Source organism: Halomonas sp. M4R1S46, assembly GCF_025725685.1.
Lineage (GTDB): Bacteria > Pseudomonadota > Gammaproteobacteria > Pseudomonadales > Halomonadaceae > Halomonas.
Window position 1 is genome coordinate 2,409,760 of record NZ_CP107008.1, and the last position, 15,265, is coordinate 2,425,024.

The following is a 15,265-nucleotide window of genomic DNA, read 5'->3' on the forward strand; positions in this document are numbered from 1 at the left end:
GAACTTCAACCAGATCGGACTTCATCAGATCAACCTTTCAAGAGACGTACTGGATATTTGCAACAGTAGGTAGTTGCTTATGAAAATGAAGCGAATGGAGGGTTGATGGCTTCAGCAGTTCTCGCCCATTCCCAACACGCTATGCCTTATCTGTAGAAAAAGGGATATGTTGGGTTACAAAAAACAAATCATTGATGCCGGGATATTCGGCGAAACGGGAAGACGGCGCCTTGATACATTTACACCATGCCTCGAGAAAATGCAGGGATAGTATCCATATGTGGATCTCTGATCTCACGAGTAGTCAGCTACGGTCCTGAACTAGTGTTCATAGTTCTTTCACGAGATCAAGCAGGTACTGTCCATAACCATTCTTGGAAAGATCACTGCCTGCTTTCGAAATATCATTAACTGTTAGCCACCCGTTATTGAAAGCAATCTCCTCGAGACATGCGACCTTGTATCCTTGCCGTTTTTCCAGTGTCTCTACAAACTGGGACGCTTCGAGAAGGCTTTCATGAGTACCAGTATCCAACCAGGCGAACCCACGACCAAGAACCTCGACTCTAAGCTTTTTCTTATCGAGATAAGCCTGGTTGATACTGGTAATCTCCAACTCTCCTCGGGATGATGGCCGAACCTGCTTGGCAAGCTCTATCACCTCATTGTCATAAAAATAAAGACCTGTGACAGCAAAGCGTGACTTCGGGTTGGACGGTTTCTCTTCAAGTGAAATGACCCGTCTGTTCTCATCGAACTCTACCACCCCGAAACGTTCGGGGTCTTTTACAAGATAACCGAACACCGTAGCCCCATCTTCACGTCCAGCCGATGCTCTAAGCACCGGAGAAAAACCCTGTCCATAAAAAATATTATCACCAAGAACCAGACAGACACTGTCATTACCAATGAATGACGCTCCGATGATAAATGCCTGGGCGAGACCATCCGGGTTGGGCTGAACGGCATAAGTGAAGTTCACACCAAACTGACTTCCATCACCTAGAAGCCTCTGGAAGCAATACTGCTCATCCGGGGTAGTGATTATCAGAATATCCTGAATACCCGCCAGCATGAGTACCGACAATGGATAGTAGATCATCGGCTTATCGTAGATGGGCAGCAGTTGTTTAGATATACCCATCGTGATTGGATAGAGACGTGTCCCGGAACCACCGGCAAGAATAATGCCTTTCATCTTCATGCAACCTCCCTTACCGAACCACGAATAGATCAGACTGATAATTAACAACCTGAAATCACCTGCAATACGCAGGTCTAACATTCGCTAACCAGTCTGGCACCTACCAGTTTGGTATGTTTCTCGATACACCGGCAATTTCTGAATTAGTTATCCTGTGCCAATGGCCTGGTGACAACTACACCCAGCCCGGTCGAGCACATAATGATGAACACATATCCGCTGAATGGTTGTTCCCAACCTGTAGGCATGTCTTCTCAATTCTGGTGCACATGGAGGATGGTCCACGACATGACTCACGATCACATAGCCATGAGCTACAAGCGGAAACCTCGAATCACATTGAGCCAGAATAACATCTTGGCCTTAACGCGATATTTATATTATTCTAAGATCATCTGGAACAATCATGGCAAAACGGGGATGGCAGGAAATTCTTTTATCTTCAGGCGCCCAGAAACAGGCTCTTGAAAAAACTGAACGGCAGATGCTCACGACAGCGTCTTATAAAAAGCAACAAGCTCATTATTAACCACTTCCCTATCGAACTGCATTGCCCAACTCGGGCCATTTTTACTATGTTTTTCCAATATATCTGGACTATCCAGATAACGAGTAATAGTTCTCTTCAAGGCATCCTTATCACCGACAGGTACAACAGTGCCATTGTAGTCGTTCTTCACAGCATCACGACTACCTGTCCCGTTAGAGGTGATAACAGGCAAGCCTAAATATGCAGCTTCAACTAGAGTGTTACCAAACCCCTCCCAGTGAGAAGGCATGCAGAACAGATTCATTACCCGCATGTAGGCCGCCACATTGGTTTGATAACCCGCTTCAATAATGTGGTCGTGATTGCGGATCATATTTAAGCACCACTCGGAAATTGGTTGCGCCTCCTCCACCCGTCCAACAAGGAGCAACTTTATATTTGGTCTCGAATCAGATATATCTATAAAAACTGACACAAGCTCTTCAACGCCTTTCCTGGGGATGAGCCTGCCAACGAATCCAATGACAAAGTCTTGTTGCTGCATACCAAGTTCCGCCTTGATTTCCTCGCTACTCGGGCCATGGGATACCCCGTCCCTTAACCTACCAAGAGAGATACCACAACTTCCCATTCCCAGCACGCGGGACTTGCTTTCCGAGAAAAAGCCCGATGCAATTCCAAGATGACGAACGCTGGGACTGACACATATGACGTGAGTAGCCAAGTGACAGGTAATTCGCTCCATTAGAATTTGAATAACGCGTGCTAAGCCGTGAAGTGATTCGTGCCTGAACCCATGCTGAGTGTAGATTCTGTATGGAACTCCGGATACCCAGGCTGCCAGCATGCTTAGCAATGAAGCCTTCGGGGTTCCGGCATTTACTATGAAGGGTTTCTCTCTCATGAAAATGAATACCAGGGAAATCAGACATAACACATCATTTCGAAGATCTATCTCTCTGCTGAATGGCACCTCCTTGAATTTTGTTTTCTCAATCGCAGAAATCTTGGATGACTTAGGACCAGCCTTGCAAATCAAGATAGTATCAAACCCTGATGCTTTCGCACATACGAAATGTCCTTCCAGAAAGATGACACTACCATCACTTGTCACAGTGGTAATGATTTTTTTTGGAGCCATTTGGTTTCACCAGATCAAGAATAATGGTATTTGTTATATCAATAGAGCTATCGCTTCCGTCATTGGAAAGAAACATGATCCCTGATGCGGAACATAGATCCTTTATGGAAGAACGGAGAATTTCCAAAGACTCCATGGATTCTCTGATGTTTATATCAACTAGACTCCGCCTTCTCATTCTTTCAGCAAGGACAACCTCAGGCGGGGCTATGCAGACCAGAATGTATAGCGATGGATCCATATACTTTTTTGCATTATCAATAAGGCTATGAAACACCTTTAGAGACGGCTCCTTATTCGTTGAATAATAAATCAATGGCCAGCCAATCTGAAAAACCCCTTGTTCAACTACAGCTGGTGATGTCACATGCTTGCATTTATTCAAGAATTCAAGAAAATGTACATAGTTGATAAAAATAGACCAAACCATCAATTTATAGCCACCCCCATTGGAAAATATCAGGGAGCCCAAGCCTATGCATTCTCGCGGGCTAGTGATGAAAAATTTTAAAGTGGATATGAGCTTCCTGGTTATACGGGAAAGAATGACGCCTGCACTTGAAAACTCTGCATAACTTATAACTTCAGAGTCTTCCGATTTTAAAAGTGACTCTAGCTTCAAGGAAGAAGCGGTTTTGCCGGATCCCGGCACACCAATAAACTCGATGATGTAAGGCACAGGCGAACTACCTTAAATTAGCGTGCAACTTTACCGGCGTGCTGAATTGCCAGAAGATCTTTATGACAGAGTATTTCAACAACCCCAGTTCTTTACGTTTCGACCTTCTTTTCCGGGAAATAAACTCGGCGGTTTCGTTATTTTTCTCGCCTGTACCTTCATCGGGAATTAATGAGTCCATGGCAATAATTTGATGCATCAGGTCGTTGCTGATGTTTGATGCATAATGGAATACTCGCACTCTCTTTAACCATTTTTTCCTATTCAAGAATGGATCCGTGTCATTCCAACGCTTCTCTAAACCCAGAAATCTAACATTAGATTTAAACACGGCCTCTACCAGCGACACTTGATCATACTCAACACCGATCCTGTTATAACTTTTGTTCCATTTGGAAAAGAAATGATCGACTGCCTCAGACTTCTTGAAAAGAATCACTCCACTGTTCCAGTGAGGAAGGTTAGAAACCAGTTCACCTCCTAAAATAGGCACATCTCCTTTCCCCTTTCTTTCCTGAGGGTAGGGATTAACTCGCATCGCCACATCAAAGTGATCCAGGAGAAACTCACCGACCGAAAGATCTTTCATTATCAGTGTATCTGAGTCCAAGAAGACCGCTTTCTGGTAAGAAGAATATTCATGCAAACGACTTTTTATATTTCTATTCTCTTTCGTATCAAGATCAATAAAGATGATTGTATCAAGACCTTCAGACAAGAAATCGATGTTATCGACCAGCAGTTCCACATTAGTAATTACGGTAACTGGCATTGAAGGACTTACCGACTTCAAGGTCTTGATGGAGAGTAATGTCATTGCCAAATATGGCCGGCCCATGGCAACATATATCGCACCGAAACTTCTTTTAATGGTGTTATTCTGTTTTTCCATTTTCTTTCCAGCCGTTTAAAGTCGTCACATAAAGCAGGCATGCCAAGGACAAGATGATCCAAGGTTGCATCCGGTCAATATCACTTGATGTCGAGACAGACAAGAGAATATAAATTAGTGTTGACAAAGGATAAATAGCGCCTATGGAAAAGGACTGAAACATTTTTACCATCAAGAATAGCATAATGGGAAAAATGCCAATCACTCCAAAAGCTATAAAACCTCCTATCCAGAATGAATGTGGGTTGCCAAATGTTCCTAACCCTATCCCAAACAACATGTCAAGAACATCCATGCCATCCAAGTATGAGCTCCACATTAATAGCCTACCGTTATTATCAATATTGACATCCTTTAAAACCCTTAGCGACTCGACTGAATCAGGAACAAAAGGGAGTCCGGCCACACCAAATATTGAGAAATAAAATATCAGTGAGGAAAACGCAAGGACCAAAATAGAAACCCATACTACAAATCGTGCGGGAAGTTTCCTGAAATTTCGCACTAGAAATATAACAAGCCCTATTGCTATAGACACAACAGTTGCTATTAATGGCATTCTTGAACCGGCATAGACCATGGCGAGCAAGACACACATGGAAGATGCCAGATAAAGAACCTTGGATAGAATTCCCTTTTGTTCAATTATAAGAGACAGCATAGTTAGTGTAAGGACGGATCCCAGAACTGTGGTCAATAATCTAGGCGAACTTTGTGTATCACCAACGGCAAAGCTCATCTCAGATGTTCTCGCTAATGAAAGTTCCTGTGAAGTGAATAATAAAAATACGGCTGCCCCCATACATAATCCAGCAAAAGCTATTGCCGATAAAAGAGTATCTTCCAGATCCTGGGGAGGATGATCTTCTGAGAAGCCCAGAAGGAAAAGGCTGTAGACAAGAACAGATATTAAGCCAAAATATCTTTCTAGATATAAAGAATCAGTAAGCAGGTGCACGAATGACAGTGCTAACACTAAAAAAACCAAGATGCCGAATGGCTTGTATACCCTTAGCACTCCCCTTAAAAAAATCTGATATGTGGCTCCAAGCAATGCTGAAAGAACAATAAACCATCCATAGTGCACTCCCGAGTAGATCCCGATTAATTGAAATCCTGAACCGAACAAAACCAGTGGGACCGAGTAGTAGATACTCTTTGATGTAACAACCATCGTAACAATAAAAGCGAATATCAAACTAAGAGGGATTGACACAGACGATAAGACAGATACGACTGCAACAGGCATAAACATGTAGGATAACTTCAATTCATTTTTCATGAATTTGACACCTAACTTAGTGTTTTCCTGATGACATCAGGAACAAGGCTTCCTTACACTTCCTTATTAATAGCGCTTGACCACTAATCACCATGCCAATCTACCACAATGCTCCAACTTAACAAAATTACTGGGGAATAGGTCCATCGACATAGCCTTGAAAGATAACATCCGCACTCTTATTTTATAAATTCATTTACAGTTGAAGAAGTTAGAAAATGGACAATATGGTCAACAATGGCATCGTCGTTCATACTTGCATCGATGCTGATTACGGGAAAATCTCTTTTCTTCATTAGCAAGGCCAGCTTTTCGCTTCCCTCTAAAAATTTTATATTGAAACTTGATAGCTCTTGATCCGTCTTTTCCTTGTGATATGATAACAATGTCCCGGTTTTTGCAGCCCTATCTCGGATTCGGTTATTGATGAAAGTCGGCGATGCAGTCAGGTTGATGACCGCACGCCTTCGCATGATAAAATCGAAGTTGTCTGGTCTGTCCCTGGACATCTCACATAACTCAGTTATGAAGTGTTGACTTAGTCCCTCATCGACAAGCACCCCCCAGTCGGCACTATGAATATTGAGATCATACAGAATTTTTATCGATTTATTTTTGAGCACACCAATATCATCCAGTCGCATTGCCGCCAGGGAGAGTAAATAGGCTCTGGATATACATACCCGTCTTGCTTGATCAAATTTTTGACGACTGGCATGGATAGCATTTTTTTTTATCAAACACTTGATCAAGTGAGATTTACCTATTCCCGGAGGGCCTATCAAATCAACAACGAGTGGAACTGAATCGAATATTCTCCATCGATAAACACTGAATCCGGCTCTGTTATACAGAATATTTGAGATCGCGTCTTTCATTGAAACCTTCTCACATATAAACAATCCTGACTATGCTAATGCACTGCTGTAAACCAGTCGGCTCCGAATACTCACAAGCACTATAGGGCCTGAAAGAAGGGAAACCGTATGAAATATTTCAACCGGATGATCATGCTGATTGACATCAACCTGTTTACATAAGTCACATCAAGTCTGGCCGACACCCATGAGTGATTCCTTAAAATGGAAATTGAACAAGCTCAATTCCAGGCACAGGGCTATTGAAACCTGTTCATCTGGTGATAGTTTGACAACATCCGCTTACGACAGGCATCACAATCCCGAGGATATACACGCATATACTCGAGGAGTCGGCGTTCATGACGAGGCCATCAATCTGCAGGCTGTCAATTCGTTGCCATTCAGAGAAAGTTTTCATTGATATTAGTTTATGTTGTTTCCATTGCCAGTAGAATGCGGCTGTGGAAGTTCCCTTTTCCTATTGTGTAATACCCAGCTCACTGTCGATTAACGCTGGTCGGGTACGAGTTGCTAGGTTCTGTCTGGAAAGTCGGCACGTAGGCAGCGGTCTATGCACGCCAGGCATACCATGGCCCGGAAGCTGCTGGCCAACTTGTCGTAACGGGTGCAGACCCGGCGTAGTTCTTTGATCCAACCGAAGCAGCGCTCAATGATGTTTCGCTCCCGATACCGGGGCTTGTCAAAGCCCCTCGGAGCACCAGGGCGCGGTTTTCGCTTCATCTTGCGTCGGGCAATGATCGGCTTCATGCGATGCCGGTCGCAGTAGCGGCGAAGCGGGTCGCTATCGTAGCCCTTGTCCGCCACGATGAAGCGGCAACGCTTGCGAGGCCTGCCCTTGGCCCCAGGCAGATGAACGTTCTCCATGGTGGGAATGAAGTGCCGCGTATCCGAGTCCTGTCCCGGCGACAGCGTGAAGGTCAGCGGCCAACCATGCCGGTCACAGAGCATGTGGATCTTGGTCGTCAGGCCGCCTCTACTCCGTCCCAGGGCATGGTCTACGGGTTCGTGCTGTCCCCCTTTTTGCCGCCCCCAGAGGCGGCCCGGGTGGCGCGGATCGATGTCGAATCGATCATCCAGGTGTCCAGATCCATCAGGCCATCCTCTCGCAGGCGAAGTTGGAGGCGCGCCAGAATTGCCTCGAAGGTGCCATCATCGCGCCACTGACGGAAACGGTCATAGACGGTCTTCCAGGGGCCGTAGCGCTCTGGCAGGTCTCGCCACTTGGCGCCCGAGCAGAGGATCCAGAAGATGCCGTTCAACACCTGGCGGTCATCGCGACGGGGACGGCCCGTCCTCTGCGGCGGCGAGACGATGTCTTCGATGAGGGCCCAGCCGTTGTCGGAGATCTCGTAGCGTCCTGCCATGGGTCACCTATGCTGCTGAGGCATAGATGACATTAGCAAATTCGAGTTTTCGGACTAGGCAGCTCAGCAAATCAGCAACAGTGGAGACGTCCGAACATCATCCTTATGTGGAATGTCATCGAGCGATGAGCCGTGTTGCAGCTGCACAAGGTGAGCATTACCCATCTAACCTGATGATATCATTTCATGGAAAAATCTCTGTACATCGTCACTAGACCGGAACATCGGCCAGAAAGGTTGTCCTGCCTGAAAGCAATATCTGGGTCCACTTCTTCCACACCATGGAGTATTTTCGTGTTGTAGATTACTATAGTTCCCATTTTGAGAAAGGAGTCATAATAGACTCTCTCTCCATCGATTACAAAATACCCTCCACCTTTCCTATAGTCACATGAGTCATCATCACCTTTCTGGCTCATGACTATCAGCGGCTGGAAATACGCATCCACTCCGTATTTTTCGACAACCGTCGGTACATAATCATCCACGTGCTCAGCCATGTGACCTCCTCCTGCGGGGTAATGATGCACCCTGGAAGCCGTCCAGAATCCATCCTGAACACTATCAATCGCAAAGTCTTTGTCAAACCCCGTGACGATATTCCGGATCATGGCGGCCTGCCTGAAAGCATTTCTCAAGCCATATATATCAGGAGAAAAGATCGGATTATAAAATGTCCTCACACACTTGGATAAATCCTTTTCCCTGAGCTCTCCTCCACCTATCGATAACTTTTGGTAGTTTTTTTGAATACTCTCCGGTGATTCGCCGGTCGCTGGCTTGTCATTATCGATTGAAAAAGCATTCCTGAGAGCCTTCTTTCCTTCAAGAATTTCATCCTCGGTTATCAACCCAGTTATGATGGCAAAACTATTCTCATCAAGGACCGACCGCAACTTTTCATCATCGAGATCACTGAGGTTAGTAACAGAAAAAAAAACTCGGTCAATATCAGTATGCGACAGCATGTCCCTTCTCCCAGAAGCGATTCGCGGCTGACTTCAAGTTTTCACTTGATGTCATCACCATTCCAAGCCCACCCTTTCCATATTCATTTCCACTGTAGACGACATAAACAAATCCCTTGTGCTCGAATGCTGACGGATAGCACTGGGAATCATGATCCCAGTCACCGAGGACATCTCTAGAGAGCCGATAAGGTAATCTGTGCCAAGTCAATCCATCACGGGAAACGGCATGAAATATTCGATAGTACTCACCCCTGGCACAAAACCACATATGAAAGGTGTCTTCCAGCTTTAGTACTGACGGGTGACAGACCGAATGCTCCTCGGGCCCGAAACCGATGCGGTCGACATAGTCACGATGCCAACGCTCTCCATCCTCGGACTCCGCATACCGAATCAAGTACCGATGTCCGGCCGAAACGCTATCTGTCTTCCTGTACCACTCGATAAAACTTGTGTACCACATTCTCCATTTTCTACCCTCCAGTGTTACGAATGTCGAGCCGATAGAAAAGGGCTCATCATCGGTCCGATGCATGACGGGTGCCCTGGATATCCGAATAAAGTTTTGTCCACCATCATGGCTTATAGCTCTTCCCAAATGATTCTGAAACCCTGTGGAGCAAGTTGCTACCCAGCCTGTATAAAAGAGGTGCAGTACCTCTCCATCTGAAACAACACAGGGATATGACACCCCATCCTCATCAAAAGAACCCAGACTACCATGTGACAGACAGGGTCTGTGTGCAATGTCGATGACGGATGCCTTTCCCTCCAGGTCCACCAGTATCCTTCCGATAAGCGAGCGGTTCTTGTCATCTCTGCCTGTTATGTAGCACCAGAAGAGTCCAGCCCTGGGCCCCTCGACAATTGATGATGCCCCTGTATAGTGTCTCAACCATTTCGGGTGTGATAACGAAGGTTTGATCAATAAACCGAGAGGTTGCCAATCAATATTTAGTACTTCATTCATTTGATCACCTGAAACATAAATGGTGCCGATCGACGACTCAACAATTATAATCCAAGGTCTACTGAATCGGATATCCCCTGTGTACTGGTCAGTTTATTAACAGCGAACAAAGCTATCCATCGTCCGTTGAAGTCTTCCCATTTTTTTTCGAGATGCGGATCGACAGGGGCAACACCGTGTACCATCTGGGCATTGAAAAAAGTAACCTCTCCCCAATCACTGTACTCATCGATCTGCACGATCTCACCATCATTATTGACAAAAAAGGCACCGCCAACGCAGAAGTCTTCTCCCTTACGGCAGAGAAGCATGGTAGGTACTGCAAGCTGATGGCGATCAACTGGATCCATGTGTTTGTTCATCGCACCTCCACCAGATGGATAATATTGGAACGATAATCTTGACGTACACCCAAGTTCCGGTTTTACGGAAAGAAAACTATCGGCAGGAAGTCCGCTGATGAGATTTTTTAACAAATAAACCTTCTTGAATACTTCAAAGAGTCCAAACAAGTCATCATTCCATGGAAAAAAAGAAAACTGATGAAAGCACCCTTTTACATAGGATCTCGCATCCCAATTATTCACTCTGTGAAAATTGGGGCAACCTTCATCAATCGGATGATAGGCAGGTAGAGAATGTTTTCCGACTGATATCAAGTAATTTCTTATCCGCTCCAGAAGTTTACGGTCTATACCACTATCGAATATAAAAACATCTCCCTTACGAACCCCTTCTCTGACATACTTTATGATCTCAGGCCTGATCAGCGCTTCATCTATCCCCCCCATCTTGACGATGTCTTTAGGAATGTTCATAAACCCTCCATTTATAATACTTTGTTAATCAACTAATTTCGAGAGAGCCAATCATGCAGCATGTTGTGAAGATTATTATGGAGTATGTTATTTATCTTTTCTTCTGGAAGTCCGTCAACTATACCAAGTGCAACTTCCAAACATTCCCGTGGCGTATATTCGGGAAAATCAGAGCCTAATGTCATACGCTGATCCAGCGTACGGCATATGAATCTGATATCCATATCCAGCGAACTTCCTCTGTACCTCATCATGGAAAAAGAGAGATCCAGCATCAGGTTGCTTCTCATTCGAACTATCTCATAGACGTCCAGCATGCTTGTGCCACCGCCATGCAATAATATAATCTTCGTATCGGGGCAAGCTTGTGCAATCTTGTCGATGACATCTGGCGTATGCTTTGTCGTGATACTGAGCTGCCTAAAAAGCGTGTCAACAAAGACAACCAGATTAAATCTGGCCGCTTCCTGTATTGCATATAAAGCTCTATTGTCGAGCGGGTCGTACCCGTTCAGTCTTGGGTGAAGCTTTATGCCGGCAAAGTTTCTTTCGTAAAGTTCGGATAGTTCTTTCCTGATGGAGTGCGGAGTTTCATGAGTAGATGGATCGAAACCTGCGATGGGTACAAATAGTTCAGGATACTCTTTCGCGACCTCTTCTAGATAAGCATTGTCCTGATAGCCATGGATATTGACCAGGCATGCACGATAGCCGGAGATTTTGCCGGCTTCTTTCAATAGACGATCAAGGCTGGCATCAAAATGATTTCTACCTAACCAGGTTCCATCAGGAGAAACGTGTGTCAAGGAGTCGAAGAAAGGGCTGTTCATGTTAGCTCATCTCATATTCTACATAATCGCAAGCAACCTTCATGACTGCTTCTAGCCTTTCAATATTCTCGGCTTTACCGATCACGAATGCTTTCCTTCCGTCAGCATCTCGAATCACAGGTATATGGCAATCCGGCAGATATTCACAATTTATTTTCACTACTTCATTCAGCTTGGCAATTTTGTCGATCCCTTTGATTCCCTTCATTAAACCGGCCGGAGGAATCAAGTATCTGATAGCCGCCGCATGACTATGCGTTCGTTGCGTTTGAGGTTCGGTCCCCATGCAAAGGCTGATGGCTGCAGAAACCATGTTTATTCCACTAGCAAGTGGGATAAGGTCCGTCGTAATGAAGCCTCCACCCAACCGTGCCCCCACTTCGACAAGAACAGGGACGCCTTCATCGACCTTGAATTCAATGTGTGCCGGACTATTGTCGATGCCAATGCCATTGATTACGGAGTAGAGAAACTGCTTGACTTCCGACCATTCCTGGTCATCAAATATATAAGGAATATTGTGGCCCACTTCCATATAAAAGGGGTGTCCGGATGTAATCTTCTCAGTTATCGCAATCACTTGTGTTATACCACGAGATGTTATGGTTTCTGCCGAGTATTCCTTACCTGATATGTATGATTCTATTATTACTCCTCCGTTCTTGCTGAATTTACATGCATGAGCCAGTGCATCATTCAACTGCGAAACGCTATCTCCCTTTCTTATACAGGTAACGCCGCGCCCACCAGAGCTGCAGGTGGGTTTCACGACCACGGGAATCATGGCCATAATTTTATCTATATCGAATCCCGTAGACTCATATTGAACCAGCCAAGATGGGGAGGTGATGCCACTACCGTGGCAGTGCTGTCGTAGCACCCCCTTGTCGCTGACGATGCTCACCACCTCCTCAGTAATCCCGGGAAGTTGATACCTGGAATTCAGAATTCCCACCGCCTTCACAGGGTAATCAGCAGATAGCGTCATAACTCCATCTATCTGGTGTTTTTCCACAATATTTCCCAACCCGGAAACATCCTGAAGGTCATGAAAGTAAAAATGATCGGCCAATTCAATACATGGTGCATTACGACTCGGATCGACACCGACAACTTCAAGGCCACGCTTCTTGGCTTCAAGGTAGGCAGGCCGCTGCATCTGGCCACCACCTAGGATCATAATTACCATGCCTGTCATCCTGAAATCCTTGCACGAGGCATAAAAAATGAGGCCCATTGTCGTATAAATCAAATCACGGCTATTCGTGTACTGGCATTGAGGTGATAGGCCTCAGATCATTATTTTTCTCAAAATACTGCACAATCATGTCGGATATATGATCGACATCGACTTCGTTCATCCCATACCACATCGGAAGTCTTATCAGTTTCGAGCTTTCCGACGTTGTGTAGTCATGGCACCCAACGAATCGACTTATTCCTCTTGAGGCAGAAGCGGTATGTAAGGGTACGTAATGAGAAACCGCTGATATACCAGCATTGCTCAAGTGTTGCATCAAGAAGTTGGCAACAGAGTCATCGATGGTCTTTATATAGAAAATATGTGCATTATGACTGCATTCTTGAGGTACGGTCGGAAGAAAAATCATCCCTTCCTTTTCCAGCTTGGACAAGCGATTAGCATACAACGACCATAACTGACGACGGCTTTCATTGATTTTCTCTACCTGGCCAAGTTGTCCCCATAGATAGGCGGACTGAATCTCAGACAAGACAAAGCTGCTTCCAACATCACACCAGCTGTATTTGTCAACTTCTCCTTTCATGAACTGGCTTCTGTTGGTTCCTTTCTCCCTGAGTATTTCAGCCCTCTCTATAAGTGACTCTTCATTAATGATCAGTAGTCCTCCTTCACCACCACTGGTATAGTTTTTAGTTTCATGGAAGCTGTATGCCCCCATATGACCTATTGATCCCAGCGCCTTGCTTTTGTAGGAGGCCATCATGCCTTGCGCTGCGTCCTCAATCACATAGATTCCATGCTTATCTGCCACATCCATTATGTCATCCATCTCGCATGATACACCCGCATAATGAACAGGCACGATTGCCTTAGTTTTTTCGGTTATCGCCTCTTCAATCAGATTTTCATCTATATTCATCGTATCTTGGCGTATGTCCACGAATACAATCTTGGCACCTCGCAGTGCAAACGAGTTGGCAGTGCTTGAAAATGTAAAGCTCGGCATGATGATTTCATCGCCCGCCTCGACGTCAATCAACAAGGCCGCCATTTCAAGAGCGTGCGTGCATGATGGTGTCATCAGTGCTCTTGTGAACCCGAATCTTCGCTCGAACCATTCCTGACACATCCTTGTATAGTCTCCATTGCCCGCAAGTCTTCCTCCGTGTATGACAGACAAGATATGTGCATCTTCTTGCCCCGTATATAGAGGCTTATTGAATTGTATTGTCATCAAGTCCACCATCATTCTTAATGATTAATTGAATCTCTACTACGGGGTGTTTTTAATCACAGATGGCACGCAGCTGCTCTTTCAGGACCGTTGCATTGAACTTTTCCCTGATGATACGGCTATTGCTCACACTTTCTTCTTTACCGATAGGATCGAGATTGAGTTCATTGACATCGAACACCACCAAGCCAATATCACCAAGCCGACCTGCCAAGGTTGAAGACTTGTTCATGTATACCTTTTTCCCCAATGCCAGCAACATTATTATATTACCCATCGCCTGCTGACGTTCATGTGCAAATATGGCAACATCCACATCGTTCAATAATTTCAAATATTCCTTGTATTGCATAAATTCTGTTATTGCACAGAAACGCTCTCCAAAAATTTCCTTGCCTTTCTCACAGACCTCGAGTGCATATTGCTTGTCACCATATGAAAGTGGTGACAGTACGGTGTAGCCCGTCCCCTGCATACTTTTCAGTCTTTCGAATACAAATAGATGACGGTTAGATATGGCTGCTGAATTACCAACCATGACCTTGAGAGGTTCTGATTTCTTTATGCTGTCTTTCTCCGGCTCAGGAACATTATCTGTAATCACATTACTGGTATACATCAGGCATTCAATATGCTTGCCCTTGGCGCCGTACCACTTCCTCGCCAGTTCCACATCACCTGGTATATAGGTCAATATATGCCCCACCCGTCTGATCACCGAGGACTTGAACACGTCGTACACCGTTCTCGGTAGGTTTTTTTTCTTATTGAAGGCATACAGCTCGCCCCCCCATATGGACCAATAGCACTTAGCATGCAACCAAGGGTTCACGGCCAAGAATATGATCACATACTTGTTAGTAAATCCATGGAGAACGACTCTTTTCGATACATATAGCAATCTGATTATTATCGCCAGCTCTTGGATCTTCTGAACTCTCGTGACTTTATTTTCTCCCTGAGGCGTCAAAGGATCATAAAGTGACCGTTTGCTCCTCCCTTTTATAAAGTATACATTACTGGCATCAGGGAAGTTCTCCTTCACAAAGTCAATAAACGGTGGCATGAACTTGTCTTCGCTACACACATGGAGATTGATAATACTGTCTCTCATATTGATACCTTAGCTAGTCACGCCAATCCCACAATTTTCTGCGAGCAGCTTTCGCAGATGTAATGCGCCTTTCCAGGTTAGTTATTTATTCGACCAACCTTGAACGATTATTCACTTAACAATCACAACATATATACGCGTGCAACCATGACTTTGCAGCGGCAAGCAGTCTAACTGGTCATCGTGAACAG

Annotated in this window: 14 protein-coding genes; all 14 read right to left on the minus strand. The window is 45.0% G+C overall.

Going from position 1 to position 15,265, the window contains the following annotated elements; genetic code table 11:
• Positions 1-328: 328 nt before the first annotated feature.
• Complete coding sequence (gene rfbA, locus OCT48_RS11355) at positions 329-1,198, minus strand: glucose-1-phosphate thymidylyltransferase RfbA (RefSeq protein ID WP_263592614.1); 870 nt, start codon at positions 1,196-1,198, stop codon at positions 329-331.
• Between the two features lie 494 nt (positions 1,199-1,692).
• Positions 1,693-2,835, minus strand: a complete 1,143-nt coding sequence (locus tag OCT48_RS11360; RefSeq protein WP_263589269.1) for a glycosyltransferase — start codon at positions 2,833-2,835, stop codon at positions 1,693-1,695.
• Positions 2,798-3,514 (minus strand): hypothetical protein, encoded by a 717-nt coding sequence (locus tag OCT48_RS11365; protein ID WP_263589270.1) that lies wholly within the window; start codon positions 3,512-3,514, stop codon positions 2,798-2,800. The genes OCT48_RS11360 and OCT48_RS11365 overlap by 38 nt, the downstream gene beginning before the upstream one ends.
• Positions 3,515-3,521: 7 nt before the next feature.
• A complete protein-coding gene (locus OCT48_RS11370; protein ID WP_263589271.1) occupies positions 3,522-4,406 on the minus strand; it encodes a hypothetical protein in 885 nt (294 codons plus the stop codon).
• Positions 4,390-5,688 (minus strand): hypothetical protein, encoded by a 1,299-nt coding sequence (locus OCT48_RS11375; protein WP_263589272.1) that lies wholly within the window; start codon positions 5,686-5,688, stop codon positions 4,390-4,392. Before OCT48_RS11375 ends, OCT48_RS11370 begins: the two co-directional genes overlap by 17 nt.
• 179 nt (positions 5,689-5,867) lie before the next feature.
• Positions 5,868-6,566: a hypothetical protein gene (locus tag OCT48_RS11380; RefSeq protein ID WP_263589273.1), complete on the minus strand. Its 699-nt coding sequence runs from the start codon at positions 6,564-6,566 to the stop codon at positions 5,868-5,870.
• Positions 6,567-7,079: 513 nt separating this feature from the next.
• A protein-coding gene (locus OCT48_RS11385) for an IS5 family transposase (protein ID WP_263589241.1) occupies positions 7,080-7,933 on the minus strand; the annotation gives its coding sequence in 2 pieces (ribosomal slippage) (positions 7,080-7,591 and positions 7,591-7,933; 855 coding nt in all).
• Between the two features lie 179 nt (positions 7,934-8,112).
• On the minus strand, positions 8,113-8,901 hold the full coding sequence (locus OCT48_RS11390; protein WP_263589274.1) for a hypothetical protein: 789 nt from the start codon (positions 8,899-8,901) through the stop codon (positions 8,113-8,115).
• The gene (locus OCT48_RS11395) at positions 8,885-9,874 is read right to left on the minus strand and encodes a hypothetical protein (RefSeq protein WP_263589275.1); all 990 of its coding nucleotides are present in this window, start codon (positions 9,872-9,874) and stop codon (positions 8,885-8,887) included. Before OCT48_RS11395 ends, OCT48_RS11390 begins: the two co-directional genes overlap by 17 nt.
• Positions 9,875-9,918: 44 nt before the next feature.
• Positions 9,919-10,692: a hypothetical protein gene (locus OCT48_RS11400; protein WP_263589276.1), complete on the minus strand. Its 774-nt coding sequence runs from the start codon at positions 10,690-10,692 to the stop codon at positions 9,919-9,921.
• Positions 10,693-10,724: 32 nt separating this feature from the next.
• On the minus strand, positions 10,725-11,522 hold the full coding sequence (locus OCT48_RS11405; RefSeq protein ID WP_263589277.1) for an amidohydrolase family protein: 798 nt from the start codon (positions 11,520-11,522) through the stop codon (positions 10,725-10,727).
• A gap of 1 nt (position 11,523) precedes the next feature.
• Positions 11,524-12,711, minus strand: a complete 1,188-nt coding sequence (locus OCT48_RS11410) for an ATP-grasp domain-containing protein (RefSeq protein ID WP_263589278.1) — start codon at positions 12,709-12,711, stop codon at positions 11,524-11,526.
• Positions 12,712-12,781: 70 nt separating this feature from the next.
• The gene (gene rffA / locus OCT48_RS11415) at positions 12,782-13,975 is read right to left on the minus strand and encodes a dTDP-4-amino-4,6-dideoxygalactose transaminase (protein WP_318152495.1); all 1,194 of its coding nucleotides are present in this window, start codon (positions 13,973-13,975) and stop codon (positions 12,782-12,784) included.
• 37 nt (positions 13,976-14,012) lie between these two features.
• Complete coding sequence (locus OCT48_RS11420) at positions 14,013-15,074, minus strand: TDP-N-acetylfucosamine:lipid II N-acetylfucosaminyltransferase (RefSeq protein ID WP_263589280.1); 1,062 nt, start codon at positions 15,072-15,074, stop codon at positions 14,013-14,015.
• Positions 15,075-15,265: the final 191 nt, after the last annotated feature.